The organism is Bradyrhizobium sp. USDA 372, from assembly GCF_053629095.1.
On sequence record NZ_JBRJHR010000001.1, the window covers coordinates 7,863,397 to 7,880,452 of the forward strand.

The window sequence follows — 17,056 nt, forward strand, 5'->3', positions numbered from 1 at the left end:
ACAGCTCTTCCGGCGGTTCATTCTCTCACTACCATCCCTTTGATCCGTCAACAAAATGGCTGCCCCGTGGCACCCTCATTATATGGTTAATATTTCGGGCGTTGTGGCCCCGCGGCCACGGCGGCGCTTGGCATCGGGCTGGCCGCTGGCCCATAGTGGGGGAAGCCTCAGTGAATCGCCGTTCAGCTCCGGCTTGTGCTCGGACCCCCGAACGACGAAAAACCCCATGTTTTGGAGGAGTTATCCATGTCCGATGCCATCAAGGTCGGCTTTGTCCCGTTGTCTGCCGCCCCCCGTGGCATCCTGGTCGTGTTTTGCGACGACGGCCTGAAGCTCGGCCCGGCGACGGCCAAGGCGCTGGGTGGCGCTGCCGACATCGTGAAGCGCGCCGCGGCCGCGGCCGCCTTCAAGGGCAAAAGCGGGGCCGCGTTGGACATTCTGGCACCGGAGGGGGTGAAGGCGACCCGGCTGATCGTGATCGGCGCCGGCAAGGCGACCGGCCTCAAGGCGAATGATTTCCTCAAGTTCGGCGGGGTGGCCGCCAGCAAGCTGCCCGTCGGCACCAGCGCCATGACCGTCCTCGCGGAACTGCCGGGTGGCGCCATGACGAGCGAGCAGGCGGTTGCGATCGCCTCGGGCCTGCGCTTACGCGCCTACAAGTTCGATCGCTACAAGACCAGGAAGAAGGACGGCGAGGAGGGCGGCGCGCGCGCCGACGTCTCGCTTGCGGTCGGCGATGCCGGTGCGGCGAAAAAGGCGTTCGCTGCGGCCGGCCACGTCGTCGACGGCGTGATCATCGCTCGCGACCTCGTCAACGAGCCGCCGAACGTGCTTTTCCCGGAGGAATTCGCCCGCAGAGCCGGTCAGCTGCGCAAGCTCGGCGTCAAGGTCGAGGTGCTCGACGTCAAGGCGATGCAGAAGCTCGGCATGGGCGCGCTGCTCGGCGTCGGCCAGGGCTCGGCGCGGCCGAGCCGCACCGTGGTCATGCGCTGGGACGGAGCCAAGAAGGGCGAGGCCCCGGTCGCCTTCGTCGGCAAGGGCGTCTGCTTCGACACCGGCGGCATCTCGATCAAGCCGGCCGGCAGCATGGAGGACATGAAGGGCGACATGGGCGGGGCGGCCTGCGTCGTCGGCCTGATGCATGCGCTCGCGGCGCGCAAGGCGAAGGTCAACGCGGTCGGCGCCATCGGCCTGGTCGAGAACATGCCCGACGGCAACGCGCAGCGGCCGGGCGACATCGTCACATCGATGTCCGGCCAGACCATCGAGATCATCAACACCGACGCGGAGGGCCGCCTCGTGCTCGCCGACGTGCTCTGGTACGTCGCCAAGAAGGTGAAGCCGAAATTCATGGTGGATCTGGCGACGCTGACCGGCGCGATCATGGTGGCGCTCGGCACCGAGCACGCCGGCATGTTCTCCAACAACGACGAACTGGCCGAGCGACTGCTCACGGCCGGCATCGAGAGCGGGGAGAAGGTCTGGCGCATGCCGCTCGGCCCCGAATACGACAAGCTGATCGATTCCCAGTTTGCCGACATGAAGAACACCGGCGGCCGCCATGGCGGCTCGATCACCGCCGCGCAATTTCTGCAACGCTTCGTCGACGGTGTGCCCTGGGCCCATCTCGACATCGCCGGCACCGCGATGGGCGCGCCGAAGACCGACATCAACCAGAGCTGGGGAAGCGGCTACGGCGTCCGCCTGCTCGACCGCCTGGTCGCCGACCATTACGAGCGCAAATGATCCGACATGACTGAAGTGCTGTTCTACCATCTGCAAAACATGACGGTGGAGAATGTGTTGCCGCCGCTGCTCGAGAAGTCGCTCGAGCGCGGCTGGCGCGTCGTGGTGCAGTCGACCTCGGAGGAGCGCGCCGACGCGCTCGACTCGCATTTGTGGACCTATCGCGACGATTCATTCCTGCCGCACGCGACATGGCGGGTGAACGATGTTGCCGACCAGCCGATCGTGCTGGCGATCGAGGGCGGCAATCCCAATGGGGCCAATGTCCGCTTCCTGGTCGACAACGCCGCGCTGCCGGAGGACGCACAGGCCTACGAGCGCATGGTGCTGCTGTTCAACGGCGACGATCCCGACGCGCTCGCGCTCGCCCGCACGGCCTGGACGGATTGCAAGGCGCGGGGATTTGATGTCACCTATTGGCAGGCCGACGACCGGGGCCGGTGGCAGAAACGCAATTAGCCGCAATTAATGATAATTTGCACTTTTCGGGCGATGCTGGCTTCGGCCACCTTCGTGCCGCAAAGGGATGTTGGGACAAACGCTTAGGGCTGGTCCTTCACGCGGGGAATTAGTTTATCGTGCGACATCAAAAGCTTCCCGGCTCGCTCATGATTGCGCTCGTTGCCGTAGCACCGCTGGTCGCGGGCTGCTCGGGCGGCACCGACCTGCTGTCGAAGGACGCCGAATGGTTCCAGAAACCCGGCCGTCTCTTCATCAAGAACATCTCGATCGAATCGCCGCCGCTGACCCCGGACAAGCCGGTCGGAGCTGAGGATCTCGTCAGCGCCGACGGCGCCTGTCCCGGCATGGCGCCGCCGCCCGGACCGGCCGATGCCAATGCCTCGACGACCGCGCCGATGGGCGGCACGGTCGCGCTCGGCCACACCGAATGCGACGTGGTGCGCGGCATCGGCGCGCCCTCGAGCATCAATCTCTCCAACGATGCCGCCGGCCGCCGCGTCGCCGTGGTCACGTGGACGACTGGTCCGCGCGCGGGCGTCTACACGTTCACCGCTGGACGTCTGTCCTCGATCGAAGGCAATCCGGACCCGCAGCCGATGCCGAGGGCGGCCAAGCCGAAGAAGAAGCACGCGTAGTCGGGGATCGCCTGCGCCGCAGTGAAACGGAAGAGTCTCCGATCCAGGAGGTGAGCGGGGCGGACCCGATGCAAAGTCGGCTTGGCGGCGCGCTCAGAGGATCGGCTTGGTGTTGAAGCGATCGGGCTGGCGAGCGCGGAAACTGCCCTTCATCTTGAAGCCGTCGCGCATATTGAGGCCGAGAAGGGCGATGTTCATCGCGCCGGCAAACAATTCGAGAGTCTGCACCGCGTAGAACGTGGTGTCGAACTCCGCGGCCTTCGCCTTGGAGGCAAGAAACAACGCGGCGGGAATCAGAACCAGGATGCCGTTGCCGGCGATGAACGGCATGCGCTTGATCTTCGCACCGATCAGGCCGGCGCGCCGCTCCTGTGCCAAGACGAATCCCGAACCTCCCGTCGCCGCGAGCATCGGAATGAGCAACAGGAAGCCCCACGGTATGGCGGTCTTCACCATGGCGATGGTCTGGTGTGACGCAAATAGCTCGGTGAGAGCCGTGGAAAGCCAGAAGGTTGCAATGGTCGTCAGTGCGACCGCTCCCGCGATTGGGTGGATGATCCTGGTCATCGGGTCTGCCGTTCTCGAAGCGAGCTACGCGACGCAAATGCCGGGCACCGCGACCTTCTCGAAAAGGTGCGGGGAGGCGACGGCGGATGCGGGGTAGGCCGAGATCTTCGACCTGAACTCGGGGTGCGTGAACGCAGCCCGGAAGTCGGCGGTCGTCTGCCAAACCGCATAGTTCAGATACGTGGGGCTTTCGCCAATTGCTCGGTGAAGCTGGGTGGAGATGAAGCCCGGCTGCCGCTTCATGAAGGCGGCATCGTCTTGCCAGATTTGGAGAAAGCTTTGTTCATCGGCCTTGTCGAGCGTGAACAGATTCACCAGCACCACGGGGCCGGTGTCGATGCCGAGCTGGCGCTCGATGGGACAGTCAGGGTCCAGTGGGCGTAGGCGCGCCATGACGAACTCCGTCGAGATGGTTTTATGATGTCAATCGGGTACTATGGATAATTTAGTAATTTGACATCATGATGTCAATAACTGTCTATGGTGACGGATGCGAAAATCCCAACGAACGCCGGCCGGCGATGCTCTGACCGACCTCATGCTTGACTTGTTCCGGCTGAACAGCCTGCTCTTGACCGCTGGCGACCGCTTGGTGGCCCGGCTCGGGCTCACCAGCGCCCGCTGGCAGATTCTCGGCGCCATCGTGCAGGCGGAGCGGCCCCAGCCGGTGGCCTGGCTCGCCCGCGATCTGGGCGGCAATCGTCAAAACGTGCAGCGGATCGTCAACGACCTCCATGCGGAAGGCCTCGTTGCTTTCGAGGCCAATCCGCACCACCGCCGAGCGCAGCTCGTCGTCCTGACCGACAAGGGGCGCCGTGCTTTCGATGCCGCCATGGCCCTGCAGATGCCGTGGGTCAACAGCCTTTCCGAAGGGCTGTCGGTCAAGGATCTGCAAACGGTTCATCGCATCGTCACGGCACTACGGACGAAGCTCGAGAGCGAAGCCGAGGCGCAGACGTAGCGCGGGCAAGCGGCAAGGGCGCGCGCGGTCGCACCGAATGCGATGCGGTCGGCCTCGGCGCGCGCTCGACCGCTGCAAGGTTCCTGCTGACGTCGCTTTCGTGATGGCCGCGCGCCCCTGAATGCGCTTTGATGGCGCAAACAACAATCCGGAGGAAACTATGCGGTACATTGCCCTCGTATCGGCGCTGCTTCTGCCGCTCAGTGCGGCATTCGCCCAGGACTATCCGACCAGGCCCATCACCATGCTGGTGCCATTCGCCGCGGGCGGGCCGACCGACACCATCGCCCGGCTGACCGCGGCGGGCATGGCGAAATCCCTGGGACAGCAGGTCATCGTCGAGAACGCGACCGGCGCCGGCGGCACCATCGGCACGACCCGGGCCGCGCGCGCCCAGCCGGACGGCTACACGCTGCTGATCCATCACGTCGGCATCTCGACCGCCGCGACGCTCTACCGCAATCTCAGCTACGACACCAAAACGGCCTTTGCGCCGATCGGGCTCGTCACCAACGCGCCGATGACCATCATCGCGCGCCCCGACTTCCCGGCCGATACGCTCAAGGACCTGGTCGCCTACGCCCAGCAGCAGGGCGACAAGCTGACCTATGCCAATGCCGGCTTGGGTGCGGCCTCGCATCTCTGCGGCATGCTGTTCATGACCGCGATCCAGAAGCAGCTCACCACGGTGCCGTACAAGGGTAACGGCCCGATCATGAACGATCTGCTCGGCAAGCAGATCGATCTCACCTGCGATCAAGCGACCAACACCACCGGTCCGATCACGGCCAAGCAGGTCAAGGCCTATGCGATCACCACCAAGGAACGGCTGAAGAGTCTTCCCGATCTGCCGACGGCCGACGAGGCCGGCCTCAAGGGTTTCGAGCTTGGTGTCTGGCACGGCATCTATGCGCCCAAGGGCACGCCGCCGGCGATCGTTCAGAAGCTGACCGCGGCGCTTCAGACGGCCCTTAGGGATCCCGCGCTGATCGCACGGTTCAACGATATCAACACCGAGCCGGTCCCGCAGGACAAGGCGACGCCGGAGGCGTTAGGTGCGATGCTGACGAGTGAGATCGACCGCTGGGCCCCGATCATCAAGGCGGCCGGGCAATACGCGGATTGAGCTTTTGGGCCCCGCGAGGCTTGCCGGCCGAGCGGGTAAAAAGCAGCTTGTTCAAAGGCTAGTTCGCCGGTGCCATAATGCCGGTACTGTGCATGGGGTTGTTTTGCACGTTTGGCTGGCGCGCGGTGGAGGCGCTAACCCGCCGCCTCGTCGAATTGCGCGCTCGCCTCCAGCCATTGCTCCTCGGCGCGCGCCAGCGCGTCGGCCGCGTTCGCGCGCGCCTTCGACAGCTGCGCGGCCTGCTTGGGATCGCGCGTGAAGATGTCGGGCAGGGCCAGCGCCGTGTCGATCTTGGCGATGATCTCGCTGACGCGCGCGATCTCGGCCTCGGCTTCGGCGATGCGCTTCTTCAGTGAGCCGCGATTGTCCACTCTTGGACGCAGCGGCTTCTCAGGCGGCGCGCTGCGCTCGCGCGGGGCCTCGGCGTTGCGCGTCGACAGCACCAGGCGGCGATATTCGTCGAGGTCGCCGTCGTAATTGGTGACGGTGCGATCGGCGACGATCCAGAGCCGATCGGCGCAGGCCTCGATCAGATAGCGGTCGTGCGAGACCATGATCACCGCGCCGGAAAACTCGTTGATCGCCTCGGCAAGCGCGCCGCGGCTGTCGATGTCGAGATGGTTGGTCGGCTCGTCCAGGATGATCATGTTGGGGCCGAAGAAGGTCGCAAGGCCCAGGAGGAGGCGCGCCTTCTCGCCGCCTGACAATTTGCCAGCCTTGGTGTCGGCGGCCTTGCCGGAGAAGCCGATCGCGCCGGCGCGGGCGCGCACCTTGGCCTCGGGCGCATCGCCCATCAGCTTGCGGACGTGATCGTAGGCAGAGGCGTCTTCGGTCAGCTCATCGAGCTGATGCTGCGCGAAATAGGCGATCGACAGCTTGTCGGCGCGCGTTACCTTGCCCGAGAACGGCGCGAGACGTCCGGCGAGCAGTTTCACCAGCGTCGACTTGCCGTTGCCGTTGGCGCCCAGCAGCGCGATGCGGTCGTCATTGTCGATGCGCAAGGTGACGCGGCCCAGCACCGGGCTCGCCGGGTCGTAGCCGACCGAGGCGTTGTCGACGGCAATGATCGGCGGCGACAAGATCTTCTCCGGCGCCGGGAAGCTGATCTCCCGCACGTCCTCGGTGACCAGCGCCGTGATCGGCTTCAGCCGCTCCAGCATTTTCACGCGAGACTGTGCCTGCCGGGCTTTCGATGCCTTGGCCTTGAAGCGGTCGACGAAGGCCTGGAGGCGGGCGCGCTCGGCCTCCTGGCGCTTGACCGCCTTGGCATCGAGCAGCTCGCGCGCGGCGCGCTGCTCCTCGAACGAGGAATAAGACCCCTTGTAGAGCGTGAGCTTGCCGCGCTCCAGATGCAGGATCTGGTCGACCGAGCTTTCCAGGAGGTCGCGGTCGTGGCTGATCACGATCACCGTGCGCGGATAATGCGCGAGGTGATCCTCCAGCCACAGCGTGCCTTCGAGGTCGAGATAGTTGGTGGGCTCGTCGAGCAGCAGAAGGTCGGGCGCCGCGAACAGCGTTGCGGCGAGCGCGACGCGCATGCGCCAGCCGCCGGAGAATTCGGCACAGGGGCGGAGCTGATCGGCGGCGGAGAAGCCGAGGCCGGAGAGAATCGCGGCCGCGCGGCTCGGCGCCGAGTGGGCGTCGATGTCGACGAGGCGGGTCTGGATCTCGGCGATGCGGTGCGGATCGGTCGCGTGCTCGGCCTCGGTGAGCAGCGCGTCGCGTTCGAGGTCGGCCTTGAGCACGACCGAGATCAGGCTTTCGGGGCCGTTCGGCGCTTCCTGCGCCAGGCTGCCGACGCGCCAGCGCGGCGGCAGGGTCACCGTGCCGTGCTCGGCCGCAAGCTCGCCGCGGATCACCTTGAACAACGTCGACTTGCCGGTGCCGTTGCGTCCGACCAGGCCGACGCGCGATCCGGGCGTGATCTGCACGGAACTCTGGTCGATCAAAAGGCGTCCGGCGAGGCGGATGGAGAGGTCGTTGATGGCGAGCATGCGGCCTTGTCACCGCAAGGCGCGTCGAACGCAACCCGTTTTTCCGTCAGTGCGTCTCGCGTTCACGCCGCCGCAGCTCGTTCAGGAGCTGCTCGAGATGGGTCGGAAGGCGCGGCTCGGGCCGGAGGCTCTGCTGCAGCCGTTCGCCCACGGCATCGCAAATCGAGCGGCTGGTGCGCCGGTCGATCTGTTCGCTGTCACTGGCAAAAGGCCCAGCCATCGCAAGGTTCCGTGTTCTCGAAGTAAAGACACGGTACCAAGTCATTGCCGGCGAAATGGTTTCGCCGGCTGTAGGGAATGCCGGACATTCTCGTAAAAATTGTATGAGCTGCGCCTTGTCCGCTCAAAGGCAAAGCCCCGGCGAGGGGCGCCGGGGCTTCTCTTGGCAGGTACCGTGGGGGGCTTAGGTACCCTTCGAAAGGTGCTGATGGGTTCAGTAGCAGCGGTTGATCAGCCGCCAGCGGGGTCCCCAGGGGGTCGGGACCAGCCGGCGCACATAGCAGCCGCCATAACCGTAGGAGACGGGAGCATAGTAGCGCGGACCGCCCCAGCGGTAGCCGCCGTGCCAGCCGCCACCGCCATGCCAGCCCGGGCCGCCGCCATGCCAATGAGCGGAGGCCGAGGTCGGCGCCAGCGCGGCACCGAGCGCAACCGCGGCGACAGCGGCAAGCGAAAGTTTCCTCAACATGGTGATCTCCTCAAAACTGCCCGGCGCGGGGGAATCCGCGTCGATGGAAAGGCCTCCGAAACGGTCCGCCTGACGATCGGGCTTCGGTTTCGATGGAGCCACCTTACGCTGGCGAAGCTGAACCGGACCCTCACGGCGGTTTCAGATTGGGTTCATCTGGGTGAAATTGTTGTCATCCAAGCCGAAATCGGACGCCGGCCGCCTGCGGCGAAGCGCCTGTGAGGCCGTTTCGGCGGTCGCTTGCCGTCCGGCAAAGGCGCCGATATAAGCCCCGCAACTCGACAACCACCCGCCTTCTTCCCCAAGGACAATATTATGGCCATCGAACGCACGTTCTCGATCATCAAGCCCGACGCGACCGAGCGTAACCTGACCGGCGCGGTCAATGCCGTGATCGAGAAGGCAGGCCTGCGCATCGTGGCGCAGAAGCGCATCCGCATGACCAAGGAGCAGGCCGAGACCTTCTACGCCGTCCACAAGGCGCGCCCCTTCTTCGGCGAGCTCGTGGCGTTCATGACCTCCGGCCCGGTCGTGGTTCAGGTCCTGGAAGGCGAAGGCGCGATCGCCAAGTACCGCGAGGTGATGGGCGCGACCGATCCGTCCAAGGCCGCCGAGGGCACCGTGCGCAAGCTCTACGCCAAGTCGATCGGCGAGAACTCGGTGCACGGTTCGGATGCGCCGGAGACCGCCGCGATCGAGATCGCGCAGTTCTTCTCGGGCAACGAGATCGTCGGCTGATCCAGCCGGCAGGTTAGAAACAACGGGCGAAAGGACTCATTGTGGACTGGCTCTGGCAGATCTTCGATCCCGCTACGATCGGGGCATTCTTCACCCAGTTCCGCAACGAGATGGCTGCGCCGACCTTCTGGATCGCGGTCGGCAAGATCATCTGGATCAACATCCTGCTCTCCGGCGACAATGCGCTGGTGATCGCGCTCGCGTGCCGCGGCCTCTCGCCGCGGCATCGGCTGTGGGGCATGATCTTCGGTGCCGGCGCAGCGGTGATGCTGCGGATCATCTTCACCGGTATCGTCGCCACCCTGATGGAGTTGCCGTATCTCAAGCTGGTCGGCGGCCTTGCGCTGATCGTGATCGCGGCCAAGCTCCTGGTGCCGGAACACGATGACGATGACGACGTCGACGCTGCCGCGCATCTGTGGCAGGCGATCCAGATCGTCGTGGTCGCCGACATCGTCATGAGTCTCGACAACGTCATTGCGGTCGCCGCCGCGGCCAATGGCAGCGTGCCTCTGCTGATCCTCGGCCTTGCCATCAGCGTGCCGCTGATCGTCGCCGGCGCGGCGCTGATTATGGCGCTGCTGGAAAAGCTGCCGGTCCTGGTCTGGGCTGGCGCGGCATTGCTCGGCTGGATCTCGGGCGAGGTGATCGCGACCGATCCCGGCGTCGCGCCGCGACTGCACACGCTGTTCGAGGGCCCGTTCGGCGCCTCGCTCGACGCCATACTGGGGGTATTCCGCATCCCGCCGCAATTCGGCCATGGCGGGGCCGGCCCCGAATTTCTCTGCGCCGCACTCGGCGTCCTCGTCGTGCTGGTGGTCGGCACCATCTGGCGCCGGCGCAGGCTGACCGCCGTCGCGCTGGCATCCTCCGAGCAGCACGCGAAGGCTTCGGCGGAATAGAGTTTTCCGAGGATTGCTGTTCAGCTCTCCCGCAGGGAGAGGCGAGCACTCGCCGCCATTGTCAGCGCCGCACGATCGATCCCGAGCGGCCGATCAGGCGGGCGAGCTGACGGAAGCGGCTGCCGACGCGATCGGCGACGAGGTCGCCGAGCCGGTGCTCGAACACCAGCATCAATTTGCGGCCCTGGCTGCGGAAATGCGTGGCGGGCAGCACGCCGGGACGTGCAGCCGAGATCAGATGCGCGACGCGGAATGCAGCGCCCAGGAGGCGCGCGCGTTCGAGTTGCGCCGGCGTCAGCAGCTCCTGCATGGTGGCCGGCGGCTGGTTCTCCTCGCTGAGGCCGGCATAGCGATAGAACACCGACAGGCCGACGAAGGCGCGTTCGGTGTGGGTGATCGCGCCGAAATTGCCGTTGACGACGAGGCTGAGCGTCTGTTCGCCGCGATGATCGGGATGCACGCGCCAGCCGATGTCGGAGAGCAGGCACGCGGTGTGGCGGAGGCGACGGTCCTCTTCCGTCTCGCGCAGCTTGACGACGCGCACCAGGCGGTCGGTCCAGGCGATCAGCTCCCGCGCGTGTTTGGCTGAACGCGACAGCAGCTGGTTCAGCTCCTCGGCCGCGCAGATCAGCCCGTCCTTGGTCCGTTCGGACTCCGACAGCTTCTCGTGCAACAGGCCCTCGCGCACGCCGAAGGTCGAGAACACGATCGTCTTGGGTTTTGCGACCCGGATGATGTGCTCGAGCACCAGCGCCGCATAGGTGAGGAGAGGGCGCCGCGCATCGGCGACGATCTCGATGTCGGCAAGCATGTTGGCGGCGGCGAGGCGCCGCAGGCGGCGCGAGAAGTCGAGCGCTTCAGCAGCCGGGATGGAATAGCCGTGCATCACCTGGAGCGGATAGCCGCTCTGGATGATGTGGATGCGCGCGAGCGCGCGCCAGGTGCCGCCGACGGCGTAGAAGGTGCGGCCGCGGCCTGCAGTCAGCTGCGGCACCTCGTCGATCTCCTCGCGCACGATGCGATCGGCACGCTTGAGCGATTTGTGCGCGAGATCCTGGAGCGCGAGACCGCCGAGCGGCAACGTCACGCCGCTGCGCACCGCGTTCCTGCGCACGTCGATCAGCTCGAGCGAGCCGCCGCCGAGGTCGCCGACGATGCCGTCGGGGAGGTGGATGCCGGAGATCACGCCGAGCGCCGAGAGCCGCGCCTCCCGCGGGCCCGACAGGATCTCGATCTTCACCGCGCAGATGCGCTCGGCCTTGGCGATGAAATCGGGACCGTTGGAGGCGTCGCGGCACGCCGCAGTCGCGATCGCGAACACGCGTCCGACCTGCATCACCCGGCAGAGCGCGCGAAACCGTTTCAGCGAGGTCAGCGCCTTGTCGACGGCGTCGGGCGCAAGCAGGCCCGTGCTCTGCACCTCGCGTCCGAGGCCGCACAGCGTCTTCTCGTTGAAGATCGGGATGAGGCTGCGCGCCAGCGCCTCGTAGACGACGAGGCGGACCGAGTTGGAGCCGATGTCGATAACCGCGACGCTCGAGCCGCGCTTGCGCGGCCGCTTCACGTCGCAAATCCCCGATCAGGATTGATGGCGTTCGTTCCGGCGCGTGAGACGACGCGGCGAGGATTCCTTGAGCGACTTTCCACGGCCAGACAGACTCGGATTCGTCATGAAGTAGTTGTGGACGTTGAAAGGCTCCTCGCCCTTCGCGGTCTTCATACGCGTTGAAGACCCATCCGGCAACAACTGCCAGCTCTGCTCATTGTCCTTCAGGTTCGCGACCATGATCTGTTCGAGAACCTGCTGATGCACCGTCGGATTTTGCAGCGGACACAGCACCTCGACGCGGCGGTCGAGGTTTCGCGGCATCATGTCGGCAGAGGAGATATACACAGCCGCTTTCGCGCTCGGCAGGCCCTGGCCCATGCCGAAGCAGTAGATTCGGCCATGTTCCAGGAAACGGCCGATGATCGACTTGACGCGGATGTTCTCCGACAGGCCGGGAATGCCGGGCCTGAGGCAGCAGATACCTCGCACCACGAGCTCAACCTGGACGCCGGCCTGGGACGCCTCGTAGAGCGCATCGATGATGTCGGGGTCGACCAGCGCATTCATCTTCATCCAGACCGCGCCCGGACGGCCGTGCCGCGCATGCGCGGTCTCGCCCTGGATGTGCTCGATGATGCGCTTGCGCAAGGTCAGCGGCGACACGGCCATCTTTTCCAGATCGCTCGGCGCGGCATAGCCGGTGATGAAATTGAACACGCGCGCGGCATCGCGGCCGATGGTCGGGTCCGAGGTGAAGTAGGAAAGGTCGGTGTAGATGCGCGCGGTGACCGGGTGATAGTTGCCGGTGCCGGTGTGGACGTAGGTCGTCAGGCTGCCGCCCTCGCGGCGCACCACCATCGAGAGCTTTGCGTGCGTCTTCAGTTCGAGGAAGCCGTAGACGACCTGCACGCCGGCGCGTTCGAGATCGCGCGCCCAGCGGATGTTGGCTTCCTCGTCGAACCGCGCTTTCAGCTCGATCAGTGCAGTGACGGATTTGCCGGCTTCGGCCGCTTCGGCGAGCGCGCGCACGATCGGTGAGTTGTTGGAGGTGCGGTAGAGGGTCTGCTTGATCGCGACGACATCGGGGTCGCGCGTGGCCTGCTGCAGGAACTGCACGACGACGTCGAACGACTCATAGGGATGATGGACGATCAGGTCCTTCTGCCGGATCGCGGCAAAGATGTCGCCGCCATGCTCGCGCACGCGTTCGGGATGGCGCGGCACGTAAGGGGTGAATTCGAGGTCGGGGCGGTCGAGCCGGGTCAGCTGCGAGAGCTCGTTCATCGCCTGCACGCCGTCGACCAGGAACACCTCGTCGTCGGCGGCCGAGAGCGCGTGCTGCACGAAGCTGCGCAGCTCCTCCGGCATCTTGGCGTCGATCTCGAGCCGGATCACCGATCCGCGGCGGCGGCGCTTCAGCGCGGTCTCGAACAGGCGGACGAGGTCTTCGGCCTCTTCCTCGATTTCGAGCTCGGAGTCGCGAATGATCCGGAAGGCGCCATGGCCGTGCAGATTGTAGCCGGGGAACAGGCGATTGATGAACAGGGCAGTGGCCTGTTCCAGCGAGATCAGGCGCACCGTGCCCTCCGCCGGTAGGCGGATGAAGCGGTCGATCTTGCCGGGCATGCGGATCAGCGCGTTCATCTGCTTGCCGTCGGCGGCGCGCGTGAGGTGCAGCGCGATGGTGAAGCCGAGGCTCGGAATGAACGGGAAGGGGTGGGCCGGATCGATCGCCAGCGGCGTCAGCAGCGGGAACACGTTGTTGAGGAAGTAGTCCTCGATCCAGGTCCGTTCAGCCTTGGTGACGTCCTTGCCGTCGACCAGCACGATGCCGACATCGGCCAGCGTGCCGCGCAGGTCGCGCCAGATCGCCTGCTGGTCGGAGGCGAGCTGGGAGACGGTGCGGTTGATCAGCGCGAGCTGCTCGGACGGCGTCAGGCCGTCGGGGCTGCGTTCGGCAATGCCCTCGCGCACCTGGGCCTTGATGCCGGCAACGCGGACCATGAAGAACTCGTCGAGGTTATTCGCCGAAATCGACAGGAATCGCACCCGCTCCAGCACGGGGTGACTGGGGTTGACCGATTCCTCCAGGACGCGGCGGTTGAAATGCAGCCAGGACAGCTCGCGGTTGATGAACCGCTCGGGGCTGGACGCGATGGCCGGGAGGCCCTCGGTTTCCGGGGCTTTCTCTTTGGTTTCAAGAGCTTGCGCAGAGTCCATTAGAAGTCGGTCCATCCAGTTCACCCAATTGCGACTTAAGCGCAAAATCGGCGGGAGCATGTGTTAGAGCGATGACGTTTCGATGACATTGATGTTCCGCCGCCGCCCCGCGTCAAGCGGGCTTCAGGGAGGCCTGCGAGCCGGTCAGGCGTCCCGGAGCAGCTCGGCGGCCAGTGCCCGGGTGACGGGACGGCCGAGCCGCAGGGCTTCGCTGTCGAGCAGCTCGATGGCCCGGCGGGCGGCGGCCGAGGACCGTTCCAGGCGGGTGGCGAGATAGCCGACCACGCTCTCGTCCACATTCAGCTGGCGGTCGGCGCAGAACTTGACGATGAGGCCGCGGAACAGCTGGTCGTCGGGCGGCAGCAGCGTGACCACCGGAACGGCGCGCAGGCGCGAGCGCAGGTCGCGCAGCTCGATCTGAAGCGCGGCCGGTGCCTCGCGCCCGGTGAAGAGGACGTAGGCGCCGTCCTCGCGGGCGAGATTCATCAGGTGAAACAGGGCGCGCTCGTCGAAGTCCCCAGCCTTGAGATCCTCGACCACCAGCGCGCCGGTGGCGAGCGCGCCGGGCACGGCCGCCGCGGTCAGCGCATTGGCGGTGGTCGAACGGGCGCCAGCGTCCTCGGCCCAGATCGCGGCGAGATGGCTCTTGCCGCTGCCCTCCGGGCCCGCCAGCCACATGATCCGGTTCGGCCATTCCGGCCAGCTGTCGATCAGGCCGAGACCGGCCGCGTTGGCGGGGCCTTCGAGGAAGTTGTCCCGGCTGAGGCTCTCCGCATGCGGAAGTGCAAACGCCAATTGTCGGGGATGAACGCGGCCTGCCACGCTTGCTTTGCTCCATGCCGGCGCGCCGGCCGGTTCGAAGAGAATTCGATTTGATCGAGCGGAGATGGCCTTTACGAGGCCGCTTCCACTTTCATTTGGCCTCGATCGTGCTCATGTGCCGCAGCCACTCGACGAGATAGAGCGACACGGAGGAGAGCGTGAGGACCGTGACGAGACCCATCAGGATGATATCATAGGGCGCGGGCTTGAAGCCGAAGGCAAGCGCCGCCAGCACCAGGGCTGCGAACGCCACTTGCGCGACCGTGTTGAGCTTGGACACTTTCGACGGCTTCATCTCGACCGGCCGGTCGAACAGCCAGGACACGATCACGGCGGCGACGATCATGATGTCGCGCGAGACCACCAGGATCACGATCCAGCGCGGGATCGCGCCCCAGATGCCGAGCGCCATGTAGATCGAGACCAGCAGCGCCTTGTCGGCGAGCGGATCGAGCAGGGCGCCCAGCTCGCTCGTCATGTTGAAACGCTTGGCCAAGAACCCGTCCACGGCATCGCTGATGCCGGCGATGAGGAAGACGGCGAACGCGACCTCCATTTGGCTCGATACGATGGCCCAGACGATGATCGGGACCAGCATGATGCGGCCCAGGGTAATGATGTTCGGAATACTCACGCAGCGCTTCCCGGCACCGGTTCTGATCTCAAATCCGGCCCGTTGCAGGCTGAACCGGTTGATATGTCTACATAGTATAGCGGGGAGCGCCATGCGAGCCATTGCGCGTCCCCGGAATTCGACGTAACCAGCCGCAAACCCACTGGAAATCGGGCATGACCGACCGCAAAAACGGCCTCACTTACGCCGATTCAGGCGTCGATATCGACGCGGGCAACCGCCTGGTCGACCTGATCAAGCCGATGGTGCGCGCCACCGCACGGCCGGGCGCCGATGCCGAGATCGGCGGCTTCGGCGGCCTGTTCGACCTCAAGGCGGCCGGCTTCAAGGATCCGGTCCTCGTGGCCGCGACCGACGGCGTCGGGACCAAGGTCAAGATCGCGATCGAGACCGGGCTGCATGGCGGCATCGGCATCGACCTCGTCGCCATGAGCGTCAACGACCTCGTGGTGCAGGGCGCCGAGCCGCTGTTTTTCCTGGACTATTTCGCCTGCGGCAAGCTCGACCCCGAGGCCACTGCGGCGATCGTCGCAGGCGTTGCAGAAGGATGCCGCGAATCCGGCTGCGCGCTGATCGGCGGGGAAACCGCCGAGATGCCCGGCCTCTACAAGGACGGCGACTACGACCTCGGCGGCTTTGCCGTCGGCGCCGCCGAGCGCGGTACGTTGTTGCCGCGAAAGGACATCGCCGCGGGCGATGCCGTGATCGGTCTCGCTTCGTCCGGCGTGCATTCCAACGGCTTCTCGCTGGTCCGCAAGATCGTCGAGCAGTCGGGCCTCAGCTTCGAGGCGCAGGCGCCGTTCGCGCCGGTGATGACGCTCGGCGGCGCGCTGCTGACGCCGACCAGGCTGTACGTCAAATCCTGCCTGCGCGTTATCCGGGAGACCGGCGCGGTGAAGGGGCTCGCCCACATCACGGGCGGCGGCTTCACCGACAACATCCCGCGCGTGCTGCCCAAGCACCTCGGCGTCGGCATCGATCTGGCACGCCTGCCGGTGCTGCCGGTGTTCAAATGGCTGGCCGCGCAGGCCGGCATTGCCGAGCTGGAAATGCTGCGCACCTTCAATTGCGGCATCGGCATGATCGCGATCGTCGAGCCCGACAAGGTCGACAAGGTGATCGAGGTCTTCACCGACGCCGGCGAGACCGTGGCGCAGCTCGGCACCGTGATTCCGGCCGAGGGCGAGCACCGCGTCGTCTATAACGGCCATCTCGACATGGCGCTGTGATGAAGCGCCGCGTCGCCATCCTGATTTCCGGGCGCGGCTCCAACATGGCCGCCTTGATCAGGGCAGCCGCTGCCGCCGATTTTCCGGCGGAGATATCGCTCGTCATCTCCAACAAGGCCGATGCGCTCGGCCTCGAACGTGCCCGGGCGGGCGGCGTGACCACGGAGGTGATCGAGAGCAAGCCGTTCGGCAAGGACCGCGCCGGCTTCGAGAAGGTGCTGCAGGCCGCGCTCGACAAGCACGGCATCGAGCTGATTTGTCTGGGCGGCTTCATGCGCCTGTTCACGGCCGAGTTCACAAAAGCCTGGTATGGGCGGATGCTCAACATCCATCCCTCGCTGCTGCCGTCGTTCCCCGGCCTCGACCCGCACGGCCAGGCCCTGCGCGCGGGCGTCAAGCTGTCCGGCGCGACGGTGCACTTCGTCATCCCCGAGACCGATGCCGGCCCGATCGTGATGCAGGGCGCGGTTCCCGTCAGCGACCACGACACCGCGGAGACGCTGTCCGAGCGAATCCTCGAGGTCGAGCACCGCATCTATCCCGAGGCGCTGCGGCTGCTCGCGACCGGCAAGGTCCGGATCGAGGGCGATGTCTGCAAGACGGCGGGAAGCGCGGCGTCGGAGAATTTCTTGGTTGCGCCGGTGGTGCGCTGAAGAGCCGCCCCGTCCCGTCATTGCGAGGAGCTCTTGCGACGAAGCAATCCAGAATCGCTCCGCGGAAAGATTCTGGATTGCTTCGCTTCGCTCGCAATGACGGAATATGTGGCGCGTGCGAGCCGAACCA

The 17,056-nt window shown here is 65.8% G+C and carries 18 protein-coding genes; 9 read left to right on the plus strand and 9 right to left on the minus strand.

Annotated elements, in window-relative coordinates; translation table 11 throughout:
• The first annotated feature begins 246 nt into the window (after nt 1-246).
• From AB7M16_RS36625 to AB7M16_RS36635, 3 genes are all read left to right on the plus strand, one after another.
• Nucleotides 247-1,746 carry a leucyl aminopeptidase gene (locus AB7M16_RS36625; RefSeq protein WP_453946984.1) on the plus strand — a complete coding sequence of 500 codons (1,500 nt, stop codon included), beginning with the start codon at nt 247-249 and terminating at the stop codon, nt 1,744-1,746.
• A 6-nt stretch (nt 1,747-1,752) separates the two neighbouring features.
• On the plus strand, nt 1,753-2,205 hold the full coding sequence (locus AB7M16_RS36630; protein ID WP_453946985.1) for a DNA polymerase III subunit chi: 453 nt from the start codon (nt 1,753-1,755) through the stop codon (nt 2,203-2,205).
• Nucleotides 2,206-2,354: 149 nt separating this feature from the next.
• A complete protein-coding gene (locus AB7M16_RS36635) occupies nt 2,355-2,843 on the plus strand; it encodes a hypothetical protein (protein WP_212257555.1) in 489 nt (162 codons plus the stop codon).
• A 93-nt stretch (nt 2,844-2,936) separates the two neighbouring features.
• Here AB7M16_RS36635 and AB7M16_RS36640 read toward each other — a convergent pair whose 3' ends face one another.
• A complete protein-coding gene (locus AB7M16_RS36640; RefSeq protein ID WP_453946987.1) occupies nt 2,937-3,410 on the minus strand; it encodes a hypothetical protein in 474 nt (157 codons plus the stop codon).
• Nucleotides 3,411-3,434: 24 nt separating this feature from the next.
• Nucleotides 3,435-3,803 carry an antibiotic biosynthesis monooxygenase family protein gene (locus AB7M16_RS36645; RefSeq protein WP_212257557.1) on the minus strand — a complete coding sequence of 123 codons (369 nt, stop codon included), beginning with the start codon at nt 3,801-3,803 and terminating at the stop codon, nt 3,435-3,437.
• 97 nt (nt 3,804-3,900) lie between these two features.
• Between AB7M16_RS36645 and AB7M16_RS36650 the strand changes: the two genes are divergently transcribed.
• Complete coding sequence (locus AB7M16_RS36650) at nt 3,901-4,371, plus strand: MarR family winged helix-turn-helix transcriptional regulator (protein ID WP_453946989.1); 471 nt, start codon at nt 3,901-3,903, stop codon at nt 4,369-4,371.
• Between the two features lie 160 nt (nt 4,372-4,531).
• Complete coding sequence (locus AB7M16_RS36655) at nt 4,532-5,497, plus strand: tripartite tricarboxylate transporter substrate-binding protein (RefSeq protein WP_453946990.1); 966 nt, start codon at nt 4,532-4,534, stop codon at nt 5,495-5,497.
• Nucleotides 5,498-5,631: 134 nt separating this feature from the next.
• Here the strand turns inward: AB7M16_RS36655 and AB7M16_RS36660 are convergent, their stop codons facing one another.
• The 3 genes from AB7M16_RS36660 to AB7M16_RS36670 form a co-directional block, all read right to left on the minus strand.
• The gene (locus AB7M16_RS36660) at nt 5,632-7,491 is read right to left on the minus strand and encodes an ABC-F family ATP-binding cassette domain-containing protein (protein ID WP_453946992.1); all 1,860 of its coding nucleotides are present in this window, start codon (nt 7,489-7,491) and stop codon (nt 5,632-5,634) included.
• A 46-nt stretch (nt 7,492-7,537) separates the two neighbouring features.
• Complete coding sequence (locus AB7M16_RS36665) at nt 7,538-7,711, minus strand: hypothetical protein (protein ID WP_172786477.1); 174 nt, start codon at nt 7,709-7,711, stop codon at nt 7,538-7,540.
• A 213-nt stretch (nt 7,712-7,924) separates the two neighbouring features.
• Complete coding sequence (locus tag AB7M16_RS36670) at nt 7,925-8,179, minus strand: sulfur globule protein precursor (protein WP_172786478.1); 255 nt, start codon at nt 8,177-8,179, stop codon at nt 7,925-7,927.
• Between the two features lie 315 nt (nt 8,180-8,494).
• Here AB7M16_RS36670 and ndk point away from each other — a divergent pair, with 315 nt between their 5' ends.
• Nucleotides 8,495-8,917 carry a nucleoside-diphosphate kinase gene (gene ndk, locus AB7M16_RS36675; protein ID WP_025035862.1) on the plus strand — a complete coding sequence of 141 codons (423 nt, stop codon included), beginning with the start codon at nt 8,495-8,497 and terminating at the stop codon, nt 8,915-8,917.
• A 41-nt stretch (nt 8,918-8,958) separates the two neighbouring features.
• Nucleotides 8,959-9,819 (plus strand): TerC family protein, encoded by an 861-nt coding sequence (locus tag AB7M16_RS36680; RefSeq protein WP_453946995.1) that lies wholly within the window; start codon nt 8,959-8,961, stop codon nt 9,817-9,819.
• Between the two features lie 61 nt (nt 9,820-9,880).
• Here AB7M16_RS36680 and ppx read toward each other — a convergent pair whose 3' ends face one another.
• The 4 genes from ppx to AB7M16_RS36700 form a co-directional block, all read right to left on the minus strand.
• Complete coding sequence (gene ppx / locus AB7M16_RS36685; RefSeq protein WP_172786480.1) at nt 9,881-11,383, minus strand: exopolyphosphatase; 1,503 nt, start codon at nt 11,381-11,383, stop codon at nt 9,881-9,883.
• A gap of 15 nt (nt 11,384-11,398) precedes the next feature.
• Entirely contained in the window at nt 11,399-13,588 is a 2,190-nt protein-coding gene (locus AB7M16_RS36690; protein ID WP_172786517.1) for an RNA degradosome polyphosphate kinase, read from the minus strand.
• 144 nt (nt 13,589-13,732) lie between these two features.
• Nucleotides 13,733-14,410: a chromosomal replication initiator DnaA gene (locus AB7M16_RS36695; RefSeq protein ID WP_439400698.1), complete on the minus strand. Its 678-nt coding sequence runs from the start codon at nt 14,408-14,410 to the stop codon at nt 13,733-13,735.
• A 91-nt stretch (nt 14,411-14,501) separates the two neighbouring features.
• Nucleotides 14,502-15,044: a CDP-alcohol phosphatidyltransferase family protein gene (locus tag AB7M16_RS36700; RefSeq protein ID WP_172786482.1), complete on the minus strand. Its 543-nt coding sequence runs from the start codon at nt 15,042-15,044 to the stop codon at nt 14,502-14,504.
• Between the two features lie 155 nt (nt 15,045-15,199).
• Between AB7M16_RS36700 and purM the strand changes: the two genes are divergently transcribed.
• Nucleotides 15,200-16,273 (plus strand): phosphoribosylformylglycinamidine cyclo-ligase, encoded by a 1,074-nt coding sequence (gene purM / locus AB7M16_RS36705; protein WP_172786483.1) that lies wholly within the window; start codon nt 15,200-15,202, stop codon nt 16,271-16,273.
• Nucleotides 16,273-16,926: a phosphoribosylglycinamide formyltransferase gene (gene purN, locus AB7M16_RS36710; RefSeq protein WP_439363248.1), complete on the plus strand. Its 654-nt coding sequence runs from the start codon at nt 16,273-16,275 to the stop codon at nt 16,924-16,926. The genes purM and purN overlap by 1 nt, the downstream gene beginning before the upstream one ends.
• Nucleotides 16,927-17,056 lie beyond the last annotated feature (130 nt).

Bases quoted from the DNA above. Each gene is read 5' to 3' on its own strand.
- AB7M16_RS36630 (WP_453946985.1), top strand. From the start codon at position 1,753: ATGACTGAAGTGCTGTTCTACCATCTGCAAAACATGACGGTGGAGAAT.
- AB7M16_RS36690 (WP_172786517.1), bottom strand. From the start codon at position 13,588: ATGGACTCTGCGCAAGCTCTTGAAACCAAAGAGAAAGCCCCGGAAACC.
- AB7M16_RS36640 (WP_453946987.1), bottom strand. From the start codon at position 3,410: ATGACCAGGATCATCCACCCAATCGCGGGAGCGGTCGCACTGACGACC.
- AB7M16_RS36650 (WP_453946989.1), top strand. From the start codon at position 3,901: ATGCGAAAATCCCAACGAACGCCGGCCGGCGATGCTCTGACCGACCTC.
- AB7M16_RS36670 (WP_172786478.1), bottom strand. From the start codon at position 8,179: ATGTTGAGGAAACTTTCGCTTGCCGCTGTCGCCGCGGTTGCGCTCGGT.
- AB7M16_RS36665 (WP_172786477.1), bottom strand. From the start codon at position 7,711: ATGGCTGGGCCTTTTGCCAGTGACAGCGAACAGATCGACCGGCGCACC.
- AB7M16_RS36645 (WP_212257557.1), bottom strand. From the start codon at position 3,803: ATGGCGCGCCTACGCCCACTGGACCCTGACTGTCCCATCGAGCGCCAG.
- purM (WP_172786483.1), top strand. From the start codon at position 15,200: ATGACCGACCGCAAAAACGGCCTCACTTACGCCGATTCAGGCGTCGAT.
- purN (WP_439363248.1), top strand. From the start codon at position 16,273: ATGAAGCGCCGCGTCGCCATCCTGATTTCCGGGCGCGGCTCCAACATG.
- AB7M16_RS36655 (WP_453946990.1), top strand. From the start codon at position 4,532: ATGCGGTACATTGCCCTCGTATCGGCGCTGCTTCTGCCGCTCAGTGCG.
- AB7M16_RS36660 (WP_453946992.1), bottom strand. From the start codon at position 7,491: ATGCTCGCCATCAACGACCTCTCCATCCGCCTCGCCGGACGCCTTTTG.
- AB7M16_RS36635 (WP_212257555.1), top strand. From the start codon at position 2,355: ATGATTGCGCTCGTTGCCGTAGCACCGCTGGTCGCGGGCTGCTCGGGC.
- ndk (WP_025035862.1), top strand. From the start codon at position 8,495: ATGGCCATCGAACGCACGTTCTCGATCATCAAGCCCGACGCGACCGAG.
- AB7M16_RS36625 (WP_453946984.1), top strand. From the start codon at position 247: ATGTCCGATGCCATCAAGGTCGGCTTTGTCCCGTTGTCTGCCGCCCCC.